The organism is Staphylococcus sp. 231237_7MaSpsaltlick, from assembly GCF_043107035.1.
In genome coordinates this window covers 88,413-112,258 of sequence record NZ_JBICNX010000008.1, presented here as the reverse complement: position 1 = coordinate 112,258, position 23,846 = coordinate 88,413, and the positions used below count along the sequence as shown (strand labels likewise).

21 protein-coding genes are annotated in these 23,846 nt (G+C 33.0%); 13 read left to right on the top strand and 8 right to left on the bottom strand.

The window, feature by feature from the left end; genetic code table 11:
* Window positions 1-97: 97 nt before the first annotated feature.
* Complete coding sequence (locus ACF91D_RS16575; protein ID WP_107527395.1) at window positions 98-733, bottom strand: hypothetical protein; 636 nt, start codon at window positions 731-733, stop codon at window positions 98-100.
* Window positions 734-1,009: 276 nt separating this feature from the next.
* On the opposite strand from ACF91D_RS16575, the gene ACF91D_RS16570 reads away from it, so the two are divergent.
* Window positions 1,010-1,909 carry an alpha/beta hydrolase fold domain-containing protein gene (locus ACF91D_RS16570; protein ID WP_107527396.1) on the top strand — a complete coding sequence of 300 codons (900 nt, stop codon included), beginning with the start codon at window positions 1,010-1,012 and terminating at the stop codon, window positions 1,907-1,909.
* Between the two features lie 194 nt (window positions 1,910-2,103).
* Here ACF91D_RS16570 and ACF91D_RS16565 read toward each other — a convergent pair whose 3' ends face one another.
* Window positions 2,104-2,517, bottom strand: coding sequence for a hypothetical protein (locus ACF91D_RS16565; RefSeq protein ID WP_107527397.1), 414 nt, complete (start codon window positions 2,515-2,517; stop codon window positions 2,104-2,106).
* A gap of 12 nt (window positions 2,518-2,529) precedes the next feature.
* Window positions 2,530-2,997 carry a thioesterase family protein gene (locus ACF91D_RS16560; protein ID WP_107527398.1) on the bottom strand — a complete coding sequence of 156 codons (468 nt, stop codon included), beginning with the start codon at window positions 2,995-2,997 and terminating at the stop codon, window positions 2,530-2,532.
* A gap of 125 nt (window positions 2,998-3,122) precedes the next feature.
* Here ACF91D_RS16560 and corA point away from each other — a divergent pair, with 125 nt between their 5' ends.
* Together corA and fni are read left to right on the top strand one after the other, a co-directional pair.
* Complete coding sequence (gene corA / locus ACF91D_RS16555) at window positions 3,123-4,067, top strand: magnesium/cobalt transporter CorA (RefSeq protein ID WP_107527399.1); 945 nt, start codon at window positions 3,123-3,125, stop codon at window positions 4,065-4,067.
* A gap of 77 nt (window positions 4,068-4,144) precedes the next feature.
* Window positions 4,145-5,188 carry a type 2 isopentenyl-diphosphate Delta-isomerase gene (gene fni, locus ACF91D_RS16550; RefSeq protein ID WP_042739332.1) on the top strand — a complete coding sequence of 348 codons (1,044 nt, stop codon included), beginning with the start codon at window positions 4,145-4,147 and terminating at the stop codon, window positions 5,186-5,188.
* 164 nt (window positions 5,189-5,352) lie between these two features.
* Here the strand turns inward: fni and ACF91D_RS16545 are convergent, their stop codons facing one another.
* Window positions 5,353-5,964 (bottom strand): DNA-3-methyladenine glycosylase, encoded by a 612-nt coding sequence (locus ACF91D_RS16545; protein WP_107527400.1) that lies wholly within the window; start codon window positions 5,962-5,964, stop codon window positions 5,353-5,355.
* Window positions 5,965-6,163: 199 nt separating this feature from the next.
* On the opposite strand from ACF91D_RS16545, the gene ACF91D_RS16540 reads away from it, so the two are divergent.
* Window positions 6,164-6,823: a DUF805 domain-containing protein gene (locus ACF91D_RS16540; RefSeq protein ID WP_119624452.1), complete on the top strand. Its 660-nt coding sequence runs from the start codon at window positions 6,164-6,166 to the stop codon at window positions 6,821-6,823.
* Window positions 6,824-7,111: 288 nt separating this feature from the next.
* Here the strand turns inward: ACF91D_RS16540 and ACF91D_RS16535 are convergent, their stop codons facing one another.
* A complete protein-coding gene (locus ACF91D_RS16535; protein ID WP_107527515.1) occupies window positions 7,112-8,725 on the bottom strand; it encodes a ribulokinase in 1,614 nt (537 codons plus the stop codon).
* A 225-nt stretch (window positions 8,726-8,950) separates the two neighbouring features.
* Between ACF91D_RS16535 and ACF91D_RS16530 the strand changes: the two genes are divergently transcribed.
* The 3 genes from ACF91D_RS16530 to ACF91D_RS16520 all read left to right on the top strand — a co-directional run bounded on the left by ACF91D_RS16530 (window position 8,951) and on the right by ACF91D_RS16520 (window position 12,698).
* A complete protein-coding gene (locus ACF91D_RS16530) occupies window positions 8,951-9,847 on the top strand; it encodes an ABC transporter ATP-binding protein (protein WP_107527514.1) in 897 nt (298 codons plus the stop codon).
* On the top strand, window positions 9,840-11,078 hold the full coding sequence (locus ACF91D_RS16525; RefSeq protein ID WP_107527513.1) for an ABC transporter permease: 1,239 nt from the start codon (window positions 9,840-9,842) through the stop codon (window positions 11,076-11,078). The genes ACF91D_RS16530 and ACF91D_RS16525 overlap by 8 nt, the downstream gene beginning before the upstream one ends.
* Window positions 11,079-11,675: 597 nt before the next feature.
* Entirely contained in the window at window positions 11,676-12,698 is a 1,023-nt protein-coding gene (locus ACF91D_RS16520; protein ID WP_182475614.1) for an aldose epimerase family protein, read from the top strand.
* Window positions 12,699-12,786: 88 nt separating this feature from the next.
* Here ACF91D_RS16520 and ACF91D_RS16515 read toward each other — a convergent pair whose 3' ends face one another.
* Entirely contained in the window at window positions 12,787-13,455 is a 669-nt protein-coding gene (locus tag ACF91D_RS16515; RefSeq protein WP_107589289.1) for an MOSC domain-containing protein, read from the bottom strand.
* 163 nt (window positions 13,456-13,618) lie between these two features.
* Here ACF91D_RS16515 and ACF91D_RS16510 point away from each other — a divergent pair, with 163 nt between their 5' ends.
* Window positions 13,619-14,305, top strand: a complete 687-nt coding sequence (locus ACF91D_RS16510) for a ribose 5-phosphate isomerase A (protein WP_042739340.1) — start codon at window positions 13,619-13,621, stop codon at window positions 14,303-14,305.
* 307 nt (window positions 14,306-14,612) lie between these two features.
* Here ACF91D_RS16510 and sdpC read toward each other — a convergent pair whose 3' ends face one another.
* Window positions 14,613-16,034: a peptidoglycan release complex CPBP-like subunit SdpC gene (sdpC, locus tag ACF91D_RS16505; protein WP_107527510.1), complete on the bottom strand. Its 1,422-nt coding sequence runs from the start codon at window positions 16,032-16,034 to the stop codon at window positions 14,613-14,615.
* A gap of 255 nt (window positions 16,035-16,289) precedes the next feature.
* Here sdpC and hutG point away from each other — a divergent pair, with 255 nt between their 5' ends.
* A complete protein-coding gene (hutG, locus tag ACF91D_RS16500) occupies window positions 16,290-17,219 on the top strand; it encodes a formimidoylglutamase (protein WP_107527509.1) in 930 nt (309 codons plus the stop codon).
* On the opposite strand, the gene ACF91D_RS16495 is transcribed toward hutG, so the two are convergent.
* The gene (locus tag ACF91D_RS16495) at window positions 17,209-18,084 is read right to left on the bottom strand and encodes a LysR family transcriptional regulator (protein WP_107527508.1); all 876 of its coding nucleotides are present in this window, start codon (window positions 18,082-18,084) and stop codon (window positions 17,209-17,211) included. The two genes, hutG and ACF91D_RS16495, sit on opposite strands and share 11 nt — an antisense overlap.
* 218 nt (window positions 18,085-18,302) lie before the next feature.
* On the opposite strand from ACF91D_RS16495, the gene hutU reads away from it, so the two are divergent.
* The 4 genes from hutU to ACF91D_RS16475 all read left to right on the top strand — a co-directional run bounded on the left by hutU (window position 18,303) and on the right by ACF91D_RS16475 (window position 23,787).
* On the top strand, window positions 18,303-19,964 hold the full coding sequence (gene hutU / locus ACF91D_RS16490; protein WP_107527585.1) for a urocanate hydratase: 1,662 nt from the start codon (window positions 18,303-18,305) through the stop codon (window positions 19,962-19,964).
* Complete coding sequence (hutI, locus tag ACF91D_RS16485; RefSeq protein ID WP_042739345.1) at window positions 19,964-21,196, top strand: imidazolonepropionase; 1,233 nt, start codon at window positions 19,964-19,966, stop codon at window positions 21,194-21,196. The genes hutU and hutI overlap by 1 nt, the downstream gene beginning before the upstream one ends.
* Before the next feature lie 347 nt (window positions 21,197-21,543).
* The gene (locus ACF91D_RS16480; protein ID WP_107527587.1) at window positions 21,544-22,656 is read left to right on the top strand and encodes a SulP family inorganic anion transporter; all 1,113 of its coding nucleotides are present in this window, start codon (window positions 21,544-21,546) and stop codon (window positions 22,654-22,656) included.
* 6 nt (window positions 22,657-22,662) lie between these two features.
* Window positions 22,663-23,787: an amidohydrolase gene (locus tag ACF91D_RS16475; protein ID WP_042739347.1), complete on the top strand. Its 1,125-nt coding sequence runs from the start codon at window positions 22,663-22,665 to the stop codon at window positions 23,785-23,787.
* The last annotated feature ends 59 nt before the right edge of the window (window positions 23,788-23,846 follow it).

The following is a 23,846-nucleotide window of genomic DNA, read 5'->3' as shown; positions in this document are numbered from 1 at the left end:
CATTATTTGAATAGCATTTCTCAAATGTTTTCACGCGCTAAGTGTGGACATTGAGTTTTGCATTTTCATAATGAATACTTCCTGTTTTTTTATTATATTAAAATTTAGTTTGTCTATTTCTGAAGAATAGGCTAATAATTAATAATGCGATACTACATGTTAATAAGATGAATGCGTTATGAATAGCAACTGCCTCAGTTAATATTTGTTCTGGGCTAAGGTTAATGTAGTGTTGGCTCATTGAGTCGGAAATACTTTTAGCAATGTTCTCAATTAAAAATGAGAAACCAAATGTGATGACAAACATGATTGCTAAAATAAATAAATTCAACATTTTTAATGCAGTACGGTTAAATATCAATGTAAAGATCGTTAAGATTAAGCTCAATATACATGCACTAAAAAATACATAAAATACGAGTATTAAGCTATCAATGTGTGATTGGAGATTATCGATATTTTCAATATTGATATTTAAGTTACCCATGTGATTCATTGTGTTCTGTAAGTTCGTTATTTGATGGAATGTGATAGGTTCGTTAACGAAAGTTAAATTTAATATGGGCTCTTTAAACATACTGTAGCCTGTAATTGCTACTAATATTAGCACGATAACTTGAATCACGATGTTAATCCACGATTTTTTCTTTCGGCTATGTCGTGTGCCTCTGTACATAGGTTCGCTAGTTAATGTATGTTCAAAATCTTCGAATTGACGGTTGGTTTCTGCCATGAGTGTACTCCTTTCTAAATAGTTGCAATGGTACTATTTTGTGATTTTAATGATAGTTTTGTTATAATGTGAAGTAATTGATATATTTTAAAATTTGGGATAGTATACTTAAAATATAAAATCGTTTAGATATAATATTAATTGCTTATTCACACTATACGATGGCTGAAATTAAATGTCATTGAATTAATTTTACCATAACATTTATTTGATATTCCAAATAATATGAAATTTTTCATGGGTTTGCGTAATAAACTGAGATTGGATGGATTAAACATGAAATCTAGATTAACAACGAAATTCATAAATAAATACTTATTACCGTTTCGCTCAATCATTTTTGAAAATGATACGGATTTCGAGCGCTTTTTGAAAAATAGAGAACAGCAAAATCAAAAAAAGCATAAGCAACCAGAAACATTGAATGTAAAATCTGATTTAGATAAACAGCAATTAGGGGATATGCAACTATTTAGATTTAGATTTCGTCATAGTCACCAGAAAAAGATACTTTATATTCACGGTGGGTATAATGTGTTGCAACCTTCTGCATTTCACTGGCGTTTCATGGATAAGCTTGCTTTAAGTACGCTTAATGAAGTGGTATTACCTATCTACCCCAAAGCGCCGGAATATCACATTGATGACACATATAAGGCTATACAACAAGTTTATGACCAATTGTTAACAGAATGTAGCAATGAGGATATTGTCTTGATGGGTGATGGTACAGGTGGGGCATTGGCATTAGGTTTTGTACAACAGCTAGTAGCTGAAGGTCAACCGCTGCCTAACAAAATATATCTTTTTTCTCCATTATTAGATGCGACATTTAGTAATGAGGACATCACTGAGGAACTTGAGCGTAAAGATGTCATTGTAAACAAGCAAGGAGTGCAACGTATTTTAAGTGAATGGTCTGAGCATACGCCATTAGATAACCAACGTGTATCTCCATTGAATGGGTCACTTGAACACTTGCCACCGATATATATGTTTGGTGGCACGAGAGAAATATATTTACCTGATATGACTAAATTGGCGCATTTACTGGAAGATAACCAACGACCTATTCATTTTTATGAATATAAGCGAATGGTTAATGCCTTTCCATTGTTACCAATTAGAGAGTCACATAAAGTTGTAAAGCAAATTGTGAATACAATAAATCAATAGTATATGTGATAAGTAAACGTTACTGATTAACTATAGATGAAAACAAGATCACACAATTTATTATCCTAATTTATGAACACGAAGTAATTTCAAAATCTGATTAAAAAAGAATATCAATAATCAAACAAAAGGACAGGCAATGACATGATATATGTCTGCCTGCCTTTTTAATTATTATAAATTAATTGATGAAATTAGACTTCCTTATCATTATGAATCGTTGTTCTAATAGTATGGATGACATGTATTTGACCCTTAAGTTGATAATATTGAGCAATAAAGTGTTCAAAGTCATCTGTAGGTTCGCTAAGTCTGTCGAACTTTGATAGTAAATCTTGATACTCAGTTGAATAATTGGCTGCATAAGTTTCATAATGCGCTAAAAATGTATCAGTATCGCTATAAGTATTGAGCAGTGTATCAATGGCGTCGAGCGCTTTCTTTTGTCCTTGGTAGTATGCAATATCGAAACCGCGTTGAATTAATTTACTGTCTGGTCCATTTATAACCAGTGCTTTTTTTTGATTCAGTTCGCTCAATTCATATTTAGTTGTATCAAGTAAATCATAAAGTTGCATTTGTACTTTTTCATGCATAGATTGTGTCATATATTGAACTCCTTAGTTTGGAATGTTGATGCGGTGACCTAATTGCTTTGGCCATTCTATGTTGGGTTGTTGATTGTAAACATCTGTTATTTGAGTTGTGAATTGCATTGGGAAAGGTGCTGTACGATTGGTCTGTCTATCGATTCCTAGCATCATTGCTTCATTTGTTGCTACAGTTGTCCCATCAGCGTTTGTCATAATTGAAAAGAAATGTAGTCTTTTAGCATCGAAATTATAAAGATAGATAGTTATCGTAAACGTACTAGGATATTTTAATTCTGCCAAATATGACGTATGTTCTTCAACTGTAAACAACGTGTAGTTGAGTTGCTCACGTTCCTCTAGTGATAAGCCGTGTTGGTAGTTAAATTGATTAATTGCTTCACTAAATACAATATTATAATTTGCATCATGTACGTGCCCGTTATGATCAATCATATCCTCAGTTACTTTAGCATTATAAGTAAATGGTATGTTCATTCTAAAAACTCCTTGAAGATTCTTAATACTACAAAATAATTACTTTTAGTTTACTAAATTTATTATTAACTTACACGTATTGTATTTCATGATAAAATAAAGAAAATACTTTGAGGTGTGACGATATGAGTATGACGATTAAATATCAAACTGCTAAACAAAAGTTACAACAAGTCGATCAAATTGAAACGATACCCAAAGATGCTACATTAATTTGGTGTGATTTTAGTGAACCTACTGCGGCAGACAATGAAATCTTACAGTCTTATTTTAACTTTAATAAACTAGAAATAGATGATACAGTTAATGGGACACCGCGTGCGAAGTACAAAGCTTATGACACATACCAATATATCGTGTTTCATAGTGTGACACATGATAATACGATTAAAGCACTTAACTTATTCATTAAAGATAATATGCTCATTACGTATCATCATAAACCCTTTGCTATTTTGTCTGATGTTGAACAGTTAATAACTGAACATTTTCAACCAGATTTAGATACATCGGATTTAGTATTACATATTTTAGACAAGATGGTCGATAGTTACTTTAAACCAATAACTGAAATAGAAGATAAGGTTTATGCATTTGAAGACCATCAAGTTGATGAAAGTACAAATAAAACAGTCATGGATAAGGTTTATAAGATTAGATCTCAAATCATTCAAATAAAGCGTATTATTTATCCAATGAGAGAGCTTGTCGATGATTTAAAGGAGAGCCACATTTTACTTGTAGATAATAAAAATCATATGTATATTCAACATATAGATGATCATTTAATTAAACAAGTTAACATATTGAAGATAGCGCAAGAGATGACTAATGAAATTAGAGATAATTATTCATCCTACACGTCTTACAAGATGAACAGTGTGATGCAAGTGTTGACCTTGGTGTCGGTAATATTTTTACCCTTAACTTTAGTAACTGGTATATATGGGATGAACTTTACGAATATGCCTGAATTAAAATGGCATTATGGTTACTACATGGTTCTATGCTTGATGTTATTAATCAGTATTGCTTGTATTATATATTTTAAAAGAAAGAAATGGTTTTAACTGGGAAATCAATAACGGAACTGTGTTTCCGATGAATAGATAACTGACAATAAGGATTAAGAGTAGGAGTAAAATTAATGAGCGATTTAAAAAGAGAACAACGAAAAAATGAGCATGTTGAAATAGCGATGGCACAACAAGATGCTTCAATTTCAGATTTTGATGAAATGAGGTTTGTCCATCATTCGATTCCAAATATCGATGTCGCTGATGTGAACTTGCAGAGTGAATTACAGGATTTCACAATGAAACAACCGATTTACATCAATGCGATGACAGGTGGCAGTGAATGGACTAAAAATATAAATGAAAAATTGGCAATTATTGCTAGAGAAACTGGAATGGCAATGGCAGTAGGTTCGACTCATGCTGCTTTGAGAAATGCAAAGATGAGTTCTTCATTTAGTGTAGTTAGAGATGCCAATCCAGAAGGTATGATATTTAGTAATGTTGGTGCAGATGTTCCTGTAGACAAGGCTGAAGAAGCTGTGAAATTACTAGATGCTCAAGCATTACAAGTACATGTGAATTCACCGCAAGAATTAGTTATGCCAGAAGGGAACAGGGTATTCTCTACATGGATGGAGAATTTAGCACAAATCATACAACGTGTTAAAGTTCCTGTTATTGTAAAAGAAGTTGGATTTGGCATGAGTAAAGAGATGATAAAGGCGTTAAATGAAATCGGCGTACGTTATATTGACGTTAGTGGCAGAGGCGGCACAAACTTTGTTGATATTGAGAATGAACGTCGCGAATATAAAGATATGGATTACCTTGGGCAATGGGGTCAAACTACCGTAGAATCATTGTTAGAATCTACTGCGTTCCAACAAGACATGAACTTCTTTGCTAGTGGTGGTGTGAGAACACCATTAGATGCTGTGAAATGTTTAGCACTTGGTGCACGAGCAGTAGGTATGTCGCGCCCATTTTTAAATCAAGTTGAGAATAATGGGATAACAGCCACACTAGACTATGCAGAACAATTCACTGACCATATGAAGAAAATAATGACAATGTTAAATGCCCAATCTATAGACGAATTAAAGCAAGCACAAATTGTTTATGGTCCAAGACTACATGCTTGGATTGAACAAAGAAACTTAGATATTAAATAAATCAATTGCAATAATAATTTAAACAAGCGCTTAAATGTCTTTTGTCAAAGTCATCTCAGCGCTTGTTATTTACTTTCAGTTCATGATATGTCTCTCTAATGATAAGTTCTATGTTTAGAGATAATCATATGTACGAAGCATCATATTGTGTTTCATACGCCAGGTTACATACGCCATGTTAAATCTGGATTGTCCATCTCGGTTTTCTTCATTCTTGAAACATATGGATTACCTTTGACGGTAAATCTTAATGGTTTAGTTGTCCATTCTCCTTTGTTAGGAATACCAATGCGTGCACTTTCTTCAATGTGTTGAGGATATTTACGGTTTTTAGTATCGATGAGTAAACGCCCTTCATTCAAACGAGAACCATCCAAATATCGTGGAATGTTAAAAGCTTTTGTCCATTTACCAGGACCGTTCGTTATTTCAAAACCTGTTTTGCCTCGACGTTTTGCCATGATTTCGATACCTTCTTCAGGTTCGACAGCTCTAATTAATACGCCTTCAGGAATACCTTCTTGCTGTGTAACAAAATTTATTAATAAATGTGTATGCATGACATGTGCATAGATTGTACCACCATTTTTATATAAAGATTCAACTTTTGGAGTACGTTTACCTTTATATCCATGGGCAGCTTGATCTTTTGTGCCTACATAAGCTTCAGTTTCTACAATATATCCCGTTAATCTTTGTTGTTCATCATGAAAAATAATGCGCACGCCGAGTAAATCACGAGCAATTGTAATGGTGTCCCTATGTATAAAATCCATGAAAACTTTACCTCCATTGTTTGTTACTTATAAAATAATTTTAAAACTAGTATATATAAAAAATTATGTTATCAAAAACAAAATATTTTGATACACTATATATTGTAAGGGTACTTGTTTAGTAAGTATAAATGTATCAAAGATTTGCTCTTAAACAAAGCCCTAAGGGAGATTATATTTTAATAGGAGGGAGTAGCATATGGAGAGGAAAATTGGTTTTGGTCAAGCGCTTAAACTGTTTTGGAAACAGTATGTAAATTTTAAAGGTAGAGCGCGCCGCAGTGAATATTGGTTTATGGCGTTGTGGCATCTAATATTTATGGTTCCCGTATTTATATTATATATAATTGGATTAGTTATTATGATTTCTGGTTTTTCTGTGGAATCAGATGGTGTGGGTGCTTTCGGTTTAATCTTAATGATGATTATGGGAATTATATTATTTGTATATGCTTTAGCAACGTTAATTCCTAATTATGCATTATACATACGTCGTTTCCATGATACTGGTAGATCGATGTTAATACCACTTATATTTTTAGGTGTATATATAGTCACTTATTCAATTATAATAGCATTTAATTTTACTGATCCTTATTATGAAAAAGCGTCTACAAGTATTATCTCGATTTTAATTTATTTATTATATCTAGGTATGGGTATTTATAATCTCGTTATTTGTTGTTTAGATAGCGAAAGAAAAACGAATAAATATGGACAAAGCCATAAATATAGTAGTTTTTATCAAACTAAGCAAAATAAAAACAACAGCAACGCACCTGCGGATGATGACATTGTAGTTGAATCATCAAATTCTGAGCAGCGTTTTAAACATTTAAGTGAGCGAGAAGATAAATAATCGTAGCTTGAAATGAATAGAATAATGTGAATTTTAATAAAATATTAACTGTCGAACTGGGTTTAACCGTTTCGACAGTTTTTTTGTTAGAACTTTATCCTAGAAATAAATTTTTCTTAGCAGATTTTTGTTAGAAATTAAAAATAGGGTGCACACTTTGCGTGAGAAATTGCTACATCGATTTGATTTTGAGTTGTGCGAGTACACAGGAGTTAGCACCTTTTCAATTTTAAAATAGCTCATAATTTTTGAGTCACTTAGTCATTCATTTTCATTCATGTCTAAACCTTAAATATAACTATAGGATGGATAAGATTTACCTAATAAATCATGGAATGATTGATATCGTTTAAATAAACGTTCATATTGTTCTACCTTTTCTGGATCAGGCTGTTTGCTATAGTAAATTGGTTGTTTCATTGCGACAACAGTATCCTCTAAGGAATCATATGCACCTCCGACAAATGCGCCTAACATTGCTGCACCTAATGCAGTAGCATTGCTAGCGTCGATGACAACAATTGGTTTATTTAACACATTAGCGTATATATCAATTAATAACTCACTTTTCATTGGAATACCACCAGCTGCATAGACAGTATGAATGTCGATTTGATTGTTTTCAAATTGTTGCATGATCATTTTCGTACCAAAGGCTGTTGCTTCAATATAAGCTCTATGAATCATTTCATAAGGAGTAGTTAATGTGAGTCCGATTACACTACCAGTTAAGTGGCTATCACTTAAGATACTACGATTCCCATTATGCCAATCCAATACTGTAACATGTTGTTTTGCTATATCAATTTTTGAAGCGAGTATTTCAAGTTGTTCTAATACGCTTCTATCTTGTGCTTGTGCTTCATCTACAATTTCCTTTGGTGCTAAATTTGCTGAGTAGTTAAATAAGTCACCTACTGCAGGTTGACCTGCTTCATATGCGTACATTCCTGGAATAATAGCATCTTTTACTGAACCAGTAATTGCAGGTATGGGTACTTGTTTAGTATCTAATACTAAATGACATGTGCTTGTGCCTATAACTGAAGTGAATGCGCCTTCTTCAATAGCGCCCACGCCAAGTACACCTGAATGTGCGTCAATGATAAAGGGAGAAACTTGGACGTTACTTGCTAAGTCCCATAGTTGTTGGAATGCTGATGTGAGACAACCGGCACTTTCGCCAATGTTAATTACAGGTGCTTCACATTTTTCTTTAATTATTGTTGGCAACTCGCTATCAACTGCTTTAAAAAAGTTGTAGTTAAAGCCATCTTGTTCATTATAAAATCCTTTAAATCCAATGCCACAATTTGATCTTGTATTGTTACCAGTTAACAAACTAACAAGGTAATCTCCTGCTTCCATAATATAGCTCGCACGTTCTAGTATTTCTGGCGCATGTTTTTTTACTTCTAATATCTTTGGTATCATCCATTCGCTATTTACATTATGCCCATAATACTGTATCCAAGATGGATCATGTTGTTCACTTACTTCCTTCATTAGTGTAGCTTCGTCTTGCGCGCCATGATGTTTCCATAGTTTGACATATGCATGTGGATTATCTTTTAAATCGTTATGGTTATGTAAAGGCTCAAACTGATCATCCAAGAAAACGATTGTACAGCTTGTGAAATCAATGCCGATACCAATGACCTCATCTCGATTGACTTGACTTTCCTCTAGTACATGTTTTACGCCATGTTTAAGAATGTCGACATAATCATCTGCATGCTGTAAAAAATAATGATGAGGAAGTTCTTGTCCATTTAGTGTTTCAGAAATTGTACCGTGACTGTATGCTTTAATATAGCTTGAAACAATATTACCATTTGTAGTATCGACTAAAAATACGCGTCCAGATGAAGTACCATAATCGATGCCTATACTGTATGTCATAATTGAACTACCTCCTACGCTATAATTAGAAAACTATTTAAGCTAATGATAGCGATTACAATTACTGATGTAAAGTAGGGCAAACTAATGTATGATGACAGGTTATATGATTCAGCTTAATACAATAGTAGGTTCTATAGATAATACAACTATTAATTTAATATGTATTTTAAATAATGTCGTGGTATGATCGTGTTATACATAATGAGGAGAGGGGATGAATACATGTTAACGATAAACCATGTGACAAAGAAATATAAAGACTTTGTTGCAGTAAATGACATTTCGTTGTCGTTAGATGAAGGAAAGATGCTAGGCTTTCTAGGGCGTAATGGTGCAGGAAAGACGACAACATTTCGAATGATTTTGGGATTGACGCCAGTTACAGAGGGCCAGATATTGTATAATAATCAAATTATTGATAAAACTTTATATGACCGAATTGGATATTTACCTGAAGAAAGAGGACTTCATCCAAAAATGAAGGTCGAAGATGAATTACGTTATTTGGCGAGTTTAAAAGGCATGAAAAATAAAGCGATTAATAAAGAAATTGATTATTGGCTCGATAGATTCGATATTGAACAAAATAGGGAAAAGAAAATTGAATCATTATCAAAAGGTAATCAACAAAAAATTCAATTATTAGCAAGTATGTTACACAGACCAGAATTATTAATATTAGATGAACCGTTTAGTGGTTTGGATCCAGTGAATGTGGAATTGTTAAAATCTGCTGTTAATGACTTAAATAAAGAGGGTACGACAATTATTTATAGCTCGCATCGAATGGAACATGTTGAGGAATTATGTGATGATGTTTGCATTTTAAATAAAGGAGAATTAGTGGTTTCAGGACCAATAGACCAAGTAAAATCAAATCATGGTAATAAAAAGGTGATTATTGAAACTGATAAAGCATTAGATGATTTACAGAATATTAACGGTGTACTAGATTGTAATAGGACGAAGCGGAATATTGAGTTAACGATCAATGATGAAGCTACTGCTGAAGTGATTTATCAGCAAGTTATTCAACACGGATACGTACGACGTTTTCAAGTTGTAGAGCCATCATTAAATGAGATATTTATTGATAAAGTAGGTGATTTAAATGGATAAATTTTGGTCAACATTTAAATTAACTTATAAAAATAAAGTAACAACGAAATCATTTCAGATTTTCACAATAATAGTCATCGTACTGATTCTTGCAGCAGCAAATATAAATAAAATTATTGATTTGTTTGATCATGGTAGCGATAAAGTAGGAATTGTTACAGATAACAAGCAAATTTATAAACTTATTGATCAGCAAAGTAAACAACTAGATGATGATGCACAGTATGTAAAGGTTACTGAACAAACTGCAAAATCTGAAATAAAAAAAGATAAGTTAGACAAAGCTTATGTCATCACAATTTCAGATAATCAAAAAATTAAAGGTAAGATTATGAGTAAAGACAGTGTGTCTACAGATGATAAACAACAACTGTCAGCCGTGTTATCTACAATACAAACACAATTAACAGCAGCAAATCTTAATTTGTCAGCAAATGAATTAAAGCAACTACAAGCTCAAAGTAAGGTGACTTCCGAAGTTGTTGATAATACCAATGCACAATCTGATTTAACTGAGGCTCAAAAAGGATTCAACATGATTATCGTATATGCTGGTGTAATGTTGATGTTCTTTATCGTAATTAATTACGCAGGGCAAGTTGCTATGGAAATTGCTACAGAAAAGACATCACGTGTTATTGAAATGATCATTACCAGTGTGTCTCCTGTAACGCATATTTTAGCGAAAATTTTTGGGGTAATCGCAGTAGCGTTAACACAAATTGCGATATTCTTCATAGTTGGTTTAATTAGTTTCTTCGTATTTGATATAAGAAAAATGTTAAAAGGCTTTAAAATTGAACCAAATGATTTAACGGCACAACTAATTACAGTAGGTATCATTTCGTTATTATTAGGTATATTGTCATATATTATATTAGCAGCAATTCTGGGTTCGATTACGGCAAGAATCGAAGATATAAACCAAGCGTTAATGCCAATGACATTACTGAGTATGATAGGGTTTTATATTGCACTATTTAGTGTTATGAATCCAGATACTTTATTAGTTAAAATAGCTAGCTTTATTCCATTGATTTCTCCTTTTGTGATGTTTGTGAGGGCAGCGACACCTGAAGTTGCATTGTGGGAAATCATTGTGAGTGTTATTTTATCTATAGTGACGATTATCATTTTATTATGGATTGCAGTTCGTAGTTATAAAGATACTATTTTAAGCTTTGATAAAGGTTTTATACAGGCATTTAAACGCATTGCTAATAAGAGATAAACTAGAATAGTTAGGAAGTATAAGGCTATCTCACAAATTATAAATATTGAGATAGCCTTTTGTATGCGATTAAGGTTATAGAAAGACTAAAAGTAGATAATCAGTTATATGTAAAACTTATTAAATAACTATGAAATTGGAATTTATATAGAGATGATTTCATAAAAATTATAAAATTAGAAAAAACTATAACATTTTTTGTTATAGTTTGTTAGAATTTACGATTAGTATAGATAAATATATGAACAAATTGTTACAATGTATTTAAGTAATCAATATAAGGAGAGTACCAAACAATCACTCAATTGTAGTTGCAAGTATAAATAACTTAGTATTATCGATTCGAAAGGGAATGTGAATCTGAGTGATGTGCATTAAAGTATTCATGGGACTATTATGTAATATTATTTCAATTGAAGTACAACAATTAAGTGGAATTTGTCGAAACTTGTTTTAGTGAAGCAGTTAATTGCCTACGTACACACTATACCCCATAGTATGAGTGTCGTTGAAGGCTACATTTGTAATTGATGTTTTTATTCATGATAAAGCCAAAGTAGTTAATAGTATCTTTGGTTTGAAAGGGAGTAATTGATGATGTTTGCAAAAGTAGAAAGCCAAAGTAATGGAATTGATTTAATCAAAATAGATAATGAAGAAACTAAAATTGTATTTACAAATTATGGTGCACGCATTGTCTCATGGAAATTTGATGATAATAATATCGTGTTAGGCAATGTTGTCGAAGCTGATGAATTTTATCAGGAAAATCCATTCAACTTCGGTGCAACTATTGGCCGATATGGTGGAAGAATTGCCGATGCAACCTTTGAATTGGATGGTAAGACTTATCACTTAGACAAAAATAACAATAACCATAATATACATGGTGGTCCAAAAGGATTAGATACACAATTTTTCGATTATGAAGTAATAGAGCAAGTAGGGCAAATAAAGATTGTCTTTACGACAACAATAAAATCGGAAAACGATCATTTTCCTGGAGATATTGATTTAGAAATCATACATACTTATGACATTGACCATAAATGGACGATTGAGTACAAAGCAACAGCTACAGAAAAAACATTGTTTAATCCAATGAACCATGTATATTTTAATTTAAATAGAGATAATAATGTGATTGATAATCATTGTATTAGTAGTTCTAAGTTAGATATGTATCTATTAGATGAAGAAAATATTGTTGCAAGTTTAGAACCAGTAGATTTGATACATAAATTTGGCTCTGAAAGTATTCAATTTAAAGATATCTTTAATAGTGAAGATGGTGTGATTCAAGAACAAATGTCTCGTTACGGTGGCATCGATCATCCATTTGACATTGGTAATAATGAAATGACTGTCGAGAATAAACATTTTCTATTGAAAGTTCAGACAGATATGCCTAATGTAGTTATATTTACTTTCAATGATACAACAAGTTGGGAAAGTGACTTTAATATTTATAAAGCACATTCTGGATTCACACTTGAAACACAATGTATACCAAACGATATAAATTTATTAGGCGAAAAAGCGCCGTCAATTATAGAAGCGGGACAACCTTATTATTCTAAAACATCTTATAAGATTTTTGAAAAAGGAAAAGAACAATAGATTACAATAATTAAATATTTTTAAAGCATAAAACCACCAATCCATTAGCTTATTGCTCAGGTATTGGTGGTTTTTAATATTATTGTTATTATTTTGTTACTTTTGCTTCTGCTCTTGATAGGAACTTTTCAAGTTTTGCTTTCCGCTTTTCAGTTAAGTATGGATTGTTAATTGCGTATTTTAAACGTGTGATGTTAAATTTATCGTTGTAATAAATATCATTTAATTCATGAACTGATAGGGCAGTTTTTGGCTCTGCTGTTTTAATAAGTTTTAAATTGGATGTTTCATGTACAAAGCCTTCTTGAATCACACGAAAATAAAATCCAGTCTTACAAGATTGTGACATTCTTTTAGCTAAATCTTTAATTTGATACTTTTCTTGTATTTTCCAACAAGGTTCTCGTATTTCAGAAACTTCAAGTATGGCTTCACCTAGCTGATATTGATTTCCGAAATAAACATCTTGCTCATCTAAATCTATAGCGGTTAGATTTTCTCCGAACATTGCATAGTTCGGTAATTCTGAGAGGTCATCTGCCCAAAGTCTGTAATTTTTCTTGCTATAAAGACAAACAGCTTTATCTGGACCGCCGTGATCTTTATACTCTTGTTCATCTTCGACAAACCCAGTTTTAGTTAAATACATTTCCCCTTCGAATTTAACTTTATCTAGTGCTGAACGCATTGGTCTTTTCTTACTATATGGTAAGTCTTGAACTTTACCAGTAGCAATCGCATTTAAGGCATATATCATTTGTGCCACTCCCCCGAATATATGATTAATTACTATAATTTTAAAGCAATCGCATTATAATGAAAAGTAAAGGTTTATATATCTTGAATTTTATTTTTTAACTAGGTATTTTTAATAAACTCATGTACAATAAAAATAAAAGTACTGTGAGTAGAGGGGAAGCATTATGGATAAGAAACAGCTGAAAATAAGTACATTTAATGATGCGTTAGACCAGATTAAAGACGGTATGATACTAGGCATAGGTTCAGGCTCAACAATTGAGTTACTTGTCCCAAAAATAGCAGAAAAGCTTGAGCGAGAACAAATTAATATTACGGGAGTGTGTACATCTAATAAGACTGCATTTATTGCTAAGGAATTAGGGATGCATGTGGTAGATGTTAATGATGTTGAACATATTGATCTAGCAATTGACGGGGCTGACGAGGTCGATCCTAATTTGAATCTTATAAAGGGTGGCGGTGGTGCACTCTTTAGAGAAAAGGTTATTGATGCCATGGCAAAAAGATTTGTTGTCCTTGTAGATGATTCTAAGCTAGTTTCATACTTAGGAGAAACTTTCAAACTTCCTGTTGAGGTGGATAAATTCAATTGGTTGTTAATAGCTAAGGAAATAGAGCGTAGTAAGGGTGTAACGGCTATTAGACGTATGGTTGACGATGTTCCTTTTATTACAGATAATGGCAATTACATATTAGACTTAGTATTGAATAAGGATATTGAACCGTTTGCAATGCATGAATATTTGATTCATTTAATTGGTGTATTGGAAACTGGATATTTCTTGGATGTAACAGATCAAGTTATTGTGGGGACCCCTTCAGGTGTTCAAGTGAAAAATAAATAGTTTCTAATTTATGGTAATGATTTGCATTAAGTAAATAAGAGGTGTGCTTCAATTATTTGAGGCATGCCTTTTTTATTTGATAATTGTGTAATTTGTATTATGTATTATATTGCTCGCTTACCTAGTAGTATGTCGAAGAACTGACATAACACGTACTCTGATTTTTCACTCTACGATCATTAATCCTTCTGAGTATATGCTCCCAAGATAAAAATAAGACACATCGTTAATATAGTAACTACTATATTAACGATGTGTCTTATATATTGAATATAATATGGTTCAAACACAAGATACTTAATGTTTTTTAACGTCTATGTCCACGTTTGTTTTTTAAATTGAAGCTAGAGCGTTCGTTATGAGTGCTTTCATCATCAGTAGATGATGTTTCAGACGATTGTTCATCTTGGGCAATCGAAGCTTGTGCATCACTTACAGCAGATGATTTACGATCAGATTTATAACGCGCACTTTGTTTTAATTCACCATCATGTTGTTCATCATGATTCGCTCTCTCAGTTGTTGTTTCAACAGCACTCTGTGTTTTACTTTGTTGCGCCTCTGTTGTACTTTTAGGATAAACTGTTTCATCAGCATCTTTAGTTGACTGTATTTCAGGTTGTTCTGTTTGTTGTGATTCATCCTCTGGTAAAGTGTTGTGAGTAACCTGTTGGTGTGTAGCGTTTTGCTCTGAATGATTAGATTTAAAATGATCATTTTGAGGATCATTTGTTTGCTTGTCAGTTAGCTCTGTATTTTGTTGGGTACCATTTTGAGTATCATTTGTTAATGCACTATCTTTGTTGTGTGATTGTTGACTATGACTAGCAGTCGCTGCTGTATCAGTATTATCAAGTGATTGCGTATTGTCAGTAGTGTTGTTATTATCTGAATGTTCATTTACATGATCGAGATAATTATTATCGTCTACTTCATCTAAATTACGTTTTGTAAAGAAGTAGAAGAAGATGCGGATAATGTAACTTAAGAGAATATAAACTACTGCAACAGCTGCTGTAGATAAGGCGATTACCTTCATAGAAAATACATAGCCTAATTCTTCATTGAATAAAAATACTAAACCAAATGACATTGCTGCATGGAATAATGTTGCAATATAGATTGTGCGTCCTTTTGTAGAGCGGATTAATTCACCAATAATCATTGAAAATGCAAACGAATATAATAAATTATAAAGTGTATAGTCAAATGAAAATGCGATATTAATATTCCATATTGCATACATGATACCAACTAAAATAGATGCGAAAAATGTACTGATTTTAGTTTCAACGATATGTTGTAAATAAGAACGGAAACCAAATTCAACAAAGAACGCCATTAATAGTTGGCCGATAATCACAGAAAATATTGACACTGACAAATCTTCTGATTGTAATAAGACAAAACTATCGGCAAAGACATTGAAACTGACCATGGCAATGATAAAGATAGCTAATGGTAATATCAATGCTAATATCAAACGTTCAATTACTTTAAGGCTCAGTGAAAATTTCAAGCCGCCTAGTTGTGCACGTTTATGTTTAAATACTGCTATACAAATGATTGCTGCAATAAAAGGTGCAAGCACACTCATTTCAAAGACAAAAGTTTTGAATGGAATTTTACTTTGAAAATCCTTAAGTATAATCGGTAATGCAAAGGCAATAACGTAAAATATAAAAATGCTCATTGCCCATTGAAAACCAGGTATACGTTTTGTATTCATTATGTAACCTCCAGTAGGGTTTCAATTAATTCATTTGTAGTTAATTATACATATTTATCCTAAAGAAATAAATTAAATTCAGGTAAATATCATTGAAATGTAATACTCGAAATGATTAGAAAATGCATTTTGAAATAATGTTAGACTTTAAAATTTAAATAATTAATAAGTGGGTAAATTATAATTATAAATTGAATTGTGATTAATGTAAGCGTATACTTTAATTGTTCATAGCGATTCAAAAGGAGGAGAACTATGTATAAGTTAGCACAACGTGAATTATGGAAAGGTAGAATTGACAGTGAAGAAGATTCTGCTCAATTTAGACATTTTCAAACAATCCATTTTGGAGATATTAACGAAGCTCCTAGTGGTTCACGTCAGGGCATAGGTATACTAGGCTATGCAGTGGACAAAGGTGTCGAGCTGAATAAGGGGAGAATTGGTGCCAAAGAGGGGCCAAATGCTATAAAGCAAGCATTTGCCAATCTACCAGTTCAAAATACAACACCGATTTTTGACTATGGAAATGTCGAGCATAATCATGAAAAACTTGAAGAAACGCAACAAGAATTTGCACATTATGTAGCGAATTCTATTCACCGACACCAACAGACATTCTTATTAGGTGGTGGGCACGATATAGCTTATGCACAATATCTAGGCACGCGACAAGCATACCCTGATGAATCAATTGGCGTCATTAATATTGATGCACATTTTGATACACGTAAAGAATCGGGTTCAACTTCTGGTACAAGCTTTAGACAAATTCTTGAACAAGACGATAATGCTGATTATTTAGTGTTAGGTATTCAACAAGGTGGAAATACACAAGGGTTATTTGATTACGCAGAAGAAAAGGACATCAGTTATGTATATTCTGAAGAACTTTTACATCAAATTTCTCCTCCAATCAAAGATAAAATTGAGAGGTTTGTCCACGATCATGATGTTATAATGTTTACGATTTGTATGGATGTCATTGATAGTGCATTTGCACCAGGAGTGAGTGCTAATGGTGTACTCGGATTGTTTCCACATATTGTCTTAGAACTCTCAAAGCGCATTGTTTCTAATGATAAAGTGTCGACGATTAGTATTGCGGAAACGAATCCGAAATATGATATTGATAATAGAACTGCAAAATTATCAGCAAACTTTTTACACCACTTTATTGTGTAATGTCCCAGTAATTTATACATTGGTTTATAAGAGAAAGTACTCGTTCTGAGTGCTTTCTTTTTTGTAAATAATTGATGTATATCGTGCGTCCTAGGTTAGGTTTAATATGAATGACGTCTAAATTTCGTGTGTTAAAGGATTGGAAATATACTTGAGGTATAACTGCGTATCCGAGTCCTTTGTGTACAAAATTTGCTGCCGCTTCAAAGCGATCAACTTCCATGATGACATTAGGTCTAATATTCATACGATTAAAGTAATCATCTAAATGTTTGCGCACTTGAGATCCTTTAGTTGGTAATATCAACGGTAAATCTTCTATTTCAATGGCCTTTATATCTGGAAAGGCATTTTTAGGTGTAATGAGAACATAAGATTCTTTATATAAAGGAATTGATTTTATCGCTTCGTGATTGATAATTTCATTTGTTAGTCCAATATGATTTTCAAAATTTAATAATTGATCAATTGTTTTTGATTGATCATGTACCTCAGAAACCAAATAAGTTTGATCAGTAAATTGCTTTCTATGAATGGAAATGACTTGTGAAATCCATTGGTTTGAAGACTCTAGAATAGATAGCTTTATTTTAGGTGCATGACTCGTATTTAAATCATACATTTTTTCAATTGTTTGATGATAATGGTGAATTAAACCTTGTGCATAGTTGTAAAATTGAATGCCTTTTTCAGTGATTTTTATTTCCTTGGTTGTACGAATGAATAAGTCGTAGCCTAAATCTGCTTCCATCTTTTTTATGGTCGCAGTCAGTGAAGGTTGGCTAATATGTAAAAAATTAGCTGCTTTAGTAAAACTATTATATTTAACGACAGCAACAAAATATTCTAACTGTATTATTTTCATACTTATCCTCCAAAGTAATAACTACCATTTATAACTTGAAACTATAAATAGGTAGTTTATTTATATTTGTAGTCTATATATTATCATAATATACTGAATTATATAACAAGTATGATAATTAAAAATGCAACTATGAAATATGATTTGATTTTAGGGGTAATTGTGCAATATTGCATATATTAATGAAAAATTATAATAAAACAAAGGAGTAGTGAACTATGCGAAAAATCGAAGCTAAAAAAGGTTTAGATATAGAGTGTAAAGGATGGGAACAAGAAGCCGTATTACGAATGTTGTATAACAACTTAGATCCTGAAGTAGCAGAGCGACCAGAAGATTTAGTTGTTTATGGTGGTATTGGTAAAGCTACTAGAAACTGGGAAGCATTTGAAGCTATTGAAAATACTTTACGTGATTTAGAAGCTGATGAGACTATGTTAGTTCAATCAGGTAAACCTGTTGCTGTATTTAAAACACATGAAGAAGCACCTCGCGTATTATTATCAAATTCAGTATTAGTCCCAGAATGGGCTAATTGGGATCACTTTAATGAATTAGATAAAAAAGGCTTGATGATGTATGGGCAAATGACAGCAGGTAGCTGGATTTACATTGGTTCACAAGGTATTGTTCAAGGAACATATGAGACATTTGGTGAATTAGCTAATCAACATTTTGATGGTAAATTGACTGGTACAGTTACATTAACGGCTGGATTAGGAGGTATGGGTGGTGCGCAACCACTTGCTGTTACGATGAATGGTGGAGTCGTAATTGGCGTAGATGTAGATGAAACGCGAATTGATAAACGTATTGAAACACGTTATTGCGACGTAAAAACACATAGCTTAGATGAAGCTTTAGAATTAGCGGCTGAAGCACGCGATGCAGGTAAACCACTTTCAATTGGTCTAGTGGGTAATGCAGTTGATACGCATAAAGCAATTTTAGATAAAGGCTTTAAAATTGATATCATTACTGACCAAACAAGTGCACATGATCCTTTAAATGGATATGTACCACAAGGTTACTCTTTAGAAGAGGCAAAGGCTTTAAGAGAAAAAGATACTAAAGAATATGTTAAAAAATCTGAAGCTTCAATGAAAGAACACGTATCATTAATGTTAGCTTTCCAACAAAAAGGTGCAGTTGCGTTTGATTATGGTAATAATATTCGCCAAGTTGCATATAATAATGGATTGGAAAACGCATTTGATTTCCCTGGATTCGTACCAGCATATATTAGACCGTTATTCTGTGAAGGTAAAGGCCCATTCCGTTTTGCGGCATTAAGTGGTGATCCAAAAGACATTGAACGTGCAGATGAAGAAATGAGAAAATTATTCCCAGATAACGAAAAATTAATTAGATGGTTAGATTTGGCAGAGGAAAAAATTGCGTTCCAAGGTTTACCATCAAGAATTGCTTGGTTAGGATATGAAGAAAGAGCGAAGATGGGCTTAGCATTAAATAGACTTGTTCGTGAAGGTGAAATTTCAGCACCAATCGTTATTGGTCGTGACCATTTAGATTCTGGTTCTGTTGCGAGTCCAAACCGTGAAACAGAAGGGATGCAAGATGGTTCAGATGCTGTAGGTGACTGGGCAGTATTAAATGCCTTAATCAATACAGCAGCTGGTGGTTCTTGGATTTCATTCCACCATGGTGGTGGTGTAGGTATGGGTTACTCTTTACATGCTGGTATGGTAGTTGTAGCAGATGGTTCAGAACGAGCTGATAAACGATTAGGACGTGTATTAACTACAGATCCGGGTATGGGAGTAGTGAGACATGCTGATGCAGGTTATCAATCAGCGATTGATGTTGCAAATGAAAAAGGCATCAAAATTCCAATGATTAATGGTAAAGGAGCGAAATAATGAACGATTTAATTATCCAAAACATAAAACAGTTAATTTTACCGAAATCTACGGATAGACCTTTAAAAGGAGCAGAATTAAATGAATTAGAAATCATTGAAAATGGTACAGTCGTTATCAATGATGGAAAGGTTGTTTATTCTGGTTCACATACAGATGAATATGAAGCTAATGAAACAATAGATGCCACTGGTAAAGTAGTATCGCCAGCATTAGTAGAAGCACATACACACTTAGTTCATGGTGGATCAAGAGAACATGAGATGTCATTAAAACGACAAGGTGTTTCTTATTTAGAGATTTTAGAGCAAGGTGGCGGAATCTTATCAACAGTTGAAGCTACACGCAATGCCACGGAAGATGAATTATTTGAAAAGGCTGAGAAAAATCTATTAACAATGATTCAGCATGGTGTGTTAGCTGTCGAAAGTAAAAGTGGTTACGGTTTAGATAAGGAAAATGAATTAAAGCAATTAAAAGTTTCAAATCGACTTGCTGAGAAATATAACTTAGATATGAAACACACATTCCTTGGACCACATGCGGTACCTAAAGATGCTGAATCAAATCAAGCATTCTTACAAGAAATGATTGACTTATTACCGGAAGTTAAAAGTTATGCAGACTTCGCAGATATATTCTGTGAAACAGGCGTATTTACTGTAGAAGAATCTAAAAAATATATGCAAGCAGCTAAAGAGCAAGGCTTTGCTGTGAAGATTCATGCCGATGAAATAGATCCATTAGGTGGTTTAGAATTAGCAATTGATGAAGGTGCGATTTCTGCAGATCACCTTGTTGCATCTAGTGAAGAAGGCAAAGCTAAATTAAGAGATAGTGATACGGTAGCGGTGTTATTACCAGGAACTACTTTCTATTTAGATAAAGAACAATATGCAGATGCGCGCGGTATGATTGATAATAATGGCGCAATTGCAATTGCTACTGATTTTAATCCTGGCAGTTGTGTAACGAATAACTTACAGTTAGTTATGTCTATCGCGGCATTAAAATTAAAATTATCACCAAATGAAATTTGGAATGCTGTTACGGTAAACGCAGCAAAAGCAATTGATGTTGATGCTGGTACAATTAATAAAGGTGATAAAGCAAATATTGTTGTTTGGGATGCACCAAACCATGAATATATTCCGTATCATTATGGCGTAAACCATGCTCAAAAAGTTATTAAAGATGGTAAGGTCATTGTAGATAATTCATTTGAATTATAATACGTTAAGACAGTTTAGACATTCATTTCACAATGTTTCAGTTTGTTAGATTGTCTAACTTGAAAGTAATTTTTGAAGCATGAATTTTATAATGAAATAAATATGCGAATTAATGGGGCGACGAAATCTGTTTGTAAGATTAATAGATTCACGTCCCATTTTTTGTTTTTTGAGATTTTTAAAATATTTAATACATCATTAATGTAACGGTAAAAAATTACAAATCAGAGTTTATTAAATATTTTGACAATTATGATAATATGGATGCAAGGGGGATAGGAGGTGCGCAACGTATGGAAAAAAATACTTATCTCACACAATGAACGCATAATTTAAAGCATAATGTATTGGTTGGTATACTATTAGCATTGTCATTAATACCTGGTGCAATTGCTTTTTCATTTATTGCTGGTGTGAGTCCTTCTATTGGATTAATGAGTACAGGTATTATTATGATTGTCATAAGTATTGTCGGCGATCGTTCATTAATGATATCAGCTCCAAGCAGTGGTGTTTCACTGATAGTTGCCCCTTTGGTTTCGGATTCCGGATTAGTCGGTCTAATTATGGCAACGTTTATCATGGGACTAACTCAAATTATATTTGGTTTATGTCGAATGAATCGGCTTATTGATATCGTACCTCAAGGTGTTGTAATTGGCTTTATGAATGCGTTAGGTATAATATTATTATCATCTCAATTAGAGCATATTTTTCCATCTACAATAACGACATATGGTATCGTAGTTGTTTCGTTTGTGATGATTTGGGTGTTACCCAAAATTACAAATCAAATTCCATCCCCTTTGATAACGATAGTGGTAATGTCTATCGTTACTTGGCTATTCCAATTAAATAGTGAATTAGTGAAAGATATCTCTATGGTTCAACTCGATTTCAATTTATTTGTTATGTGTGATCATATAATGAATCGCCAATTATGGTTGACTGCATTGATTTATGGTATTGCGATGGCTATAGTTGCAACAATTCAAAACGCACTTACCGAGCAAGTGTTAGATCAACTTACGAAAGTTGAAAGTGATGTGAGCAAGGAATCTATAGGTCAAGGGATTGCCAATATTATCACGAGTTTCTTAGGTGGATATGGTGGAAGTGCACTTGTAGGTCAATCGCGATTCAATATTGCTATGGGTGGCAGTTCTAGAGTGTCTTCATTAATTACTGGAAGCTTTTTATTGCTCAGTATCTATCTGTTTGGGTCATTATTGATTCAAATCCCTATGGCAGTATTAGCAACTGTACTGATAACCATTGCATTTAGCACATTTGATAGAAGAACGATTGCATATATAAAGCAAGCGCCAGTGTTGCATGGAAGCACAGTTTGCTTAACAATATGTATTATTTTAGTTACGAACAATTTGGCAATGGGAGTAATTGTAGTAACGCTTTGTTACTATTTAATAAAAAATGTAATAAATAAAGAAAGGACGTGACATAACATGCCACAATATGAAGATTATATAAATTGGAGAAGAACGTTTCATCAGTATCCTGAATTATCAGAGTATGAATATGAAACGACGAAAAGGTTGCGTCGTATATTAGAATCATATGATATAACAATTTTAGATTTACCATTAGAAACGGGTTTAGTCGCGGAAATCGGTCAAGGAGATTCATTTGTAGCAGTAAGAACAGACATTGATGCTTTACCAATTAATGAACAAGTAGAGAATGAATTTGCTTCTACAAATGAAGGCGTAATGCATGCATGTGGTCATGATATACATATGGCAAGTATCTTGGCCGTAGCAACTCGTTTGAAGGAAGTAGAGTCAGATTTAAATGGAAGAGTAAGATTTATTTTCCAACCAGCAGAAGAATTAGGTTATGGAGCGTTTTATATTACAGATACCAAAGCGATTGATGGTGCTAAAGCAGTATTAGGTTATCATAACTATCCTACATTAGATATTGGCGAGTTTGCAGTGAAATCGGGTGTTATCACATCATCAGTGGATCGTTTTGAATATAAGATAAAGGGAACAGGTGCACATGCAGCAAAACCTGAACAAGGGAATGATCCTGTCATTGTATTAGGTCAATTGATAAATAGTGTACAATCTATTGTCAGTCGTAATATGTCAGCATTTGACAATGCTGTCGTAACAATTGGTGAGGTTTCAAGCGGTAATACTTGGAATGTTATTGCTGATCATGCCTATGTACAAGGTACGGTAAGAAGCTTTGACGAAGATAAAAGAAATGAAATTGAACAACGATTAAAAGCAATTGGCGATGGATTAGCCAAAGCCTTTAATGTTGAAATAGAAACAATCTACCACCGTCTCCCTGGTGCTGTCGTTAATGATGAAAAATTGACAAATGACGCCATTACCGTTGCAAAAGAAGTAGGTTACAACGTAAGTATTATGGACGAACCGTTAACAATTGGCGAGGATTTTTCTGGATTCTCTCAACAATACCCAAGCGTATTTGTCTTTATTGGCTCAAACAGTGAATATGATTTACATCATCCGAAGTATGATCCGGATGAGCGTATTTTAGAAAAGGTACCAGATTATTTTGTTACTTTTGTACAAAAGCTATTAAATGAAGTTTAATTATAATTAGTGCTATTTTGTATTAATCAGAAACATATTGGGTATTGAATATATAAGTA

What these genes read in the sequence shown, in the direction of transcription:
- ACF91D_RS16575 (WP_107527395.1), bottom strand. Translation starts at nt 733, where the DNA reads ATGGCAGAAACCAACCGTCAATTCGAAGATTTTGAACATACATTAACT.
- ACF91D_RS16570 (WP_107527396.1), top strand. Translation starts at nt 1,010, where the DNA reads ATGAAATCTAGATTAACAACGAAATTCATAAATAAATACTTATTACCG.
- ACF91D_RS16565 (WP_107527397.1), bottom strand. Translation starts at nt 2,517, where the DNA reads ATGACACAATCTATGCATGAAAAAGTACAAATGCAACTTTATGATTTA.
- ACF91D_RS16560 (WP_107527398.1), bottom strand. Translation starts at nt 2,997, where the DNA reads ATGAACATACCATTTACTTATAATGCTAAAGTAACTGAGGATATGATT.
- corA (WP_107527399.1), top strand. Translation starts at nt 3,123, where the DNA reads ATGAGTATGACGATTAAATATCAAACTGCTAAACAAAAGTTACAACAA.
- fni (WP_042739332.1), top strand. Translation starts at nt 4,145, where the DNA reads ATGAGCGATTTAAAAAGAGAACAACGAAAAAATGAGCATGTTGAAATA.
- ACF91D_RS16545 (WP_107527400.1), bottom strand. Translation starts at nt 5,964, where the DNA reads ATGGATTTTATACATAGGGACACCATTACAATTGCTCGTGATTTACTC.
- ACF91D_RS16540 (WP_119624452.1), top strand. Translation starts at nt 6,164, where the DNA reads ATGGAGAGGAAAATTGGTTTTGGTCAAGCGCTTAAACTGTTTTGGAAA.
- ACF91D_RS16535 (WP_107527515.1), bottom strand. Translation starts at nt 8,725, where the DNA reads ATGACATACAGTATAGGCATCGATTATGGTACTTCATCTGGACGCGTA.
- ACF91D_RS16530 (WP_107527514.1), top strand. Translation starts at nt 8,951, where the DNA reads ATGTTAACGATAAACCATGTGACAAAGAAATATAAAGACTTTGTTGCA.
- ACF91D_RS16525 (WP_107527513.1), top strand. Translation starts at nt 9,840, where the DNA reads ATGGATAAATTTTGGTCAACATTTAAATTAACTTATAAAAATAAAGTA.
- ACF91D_RS16520 (WP_182475614.1), top strand. Translation starts at nt 11,676, where the DNA reads ATGTTTGCAAAAGTAGAAAGCCAAAGTAATGGAATTGATTTAATCAAA.
- ACF91D_RS16515 (WP_107589289.1), bottom strand. Translation starts at nt 13,455, where the DNA reads ATGATATATGCCTTAAATGCGATTGCTACTGGTAAAGTTCAAGACTTA.
- sdpC (WP_107527510.1), bottom strand. Translation starts at nt 16,034, where the DNA reads ATGAATACAAAACGTATACCTGGTTTTCAATGGGCAATGAGCATTTTT.
- hutG (WP_107527509.1), top strand. Translation starts at nt 16,290, where the DNA reads ATGTATAAGTTAGCACAACGTGAATTATGGAAAGGTAGAATTGACAGT.
- ACF91D_RS16495 (WP_107527508.1), bottom strand. Translation starts at nt 18,084, where the DNA reads ATGAAAATAATACAGTTAGAATATTTTGTTGCTGTCGTTAAATATAAT.
- hutU (WP_107527585.1), top strand. Translation starts at nt 18,303, where the DNA reads ATGCGAAAAATCGAAGCTAAAAAAGGTTTAGATATAGAGTGTAAAGGA.
- hutI (WP_042739345.1), top strand. Translation starts at nt 19,964, where the DNA reads ATGAACGATTTAATTATCCAAAACATAAAACAGTTAATTTTACCGAAA.
- ACF91D_RS16475 (WP_042739347.1), top strand. Translation starts at nt 22,663, where the DNA reads ATGCCACAATATGAAGATTATATAAATTGGAGAAGAACGTTTCATCAG.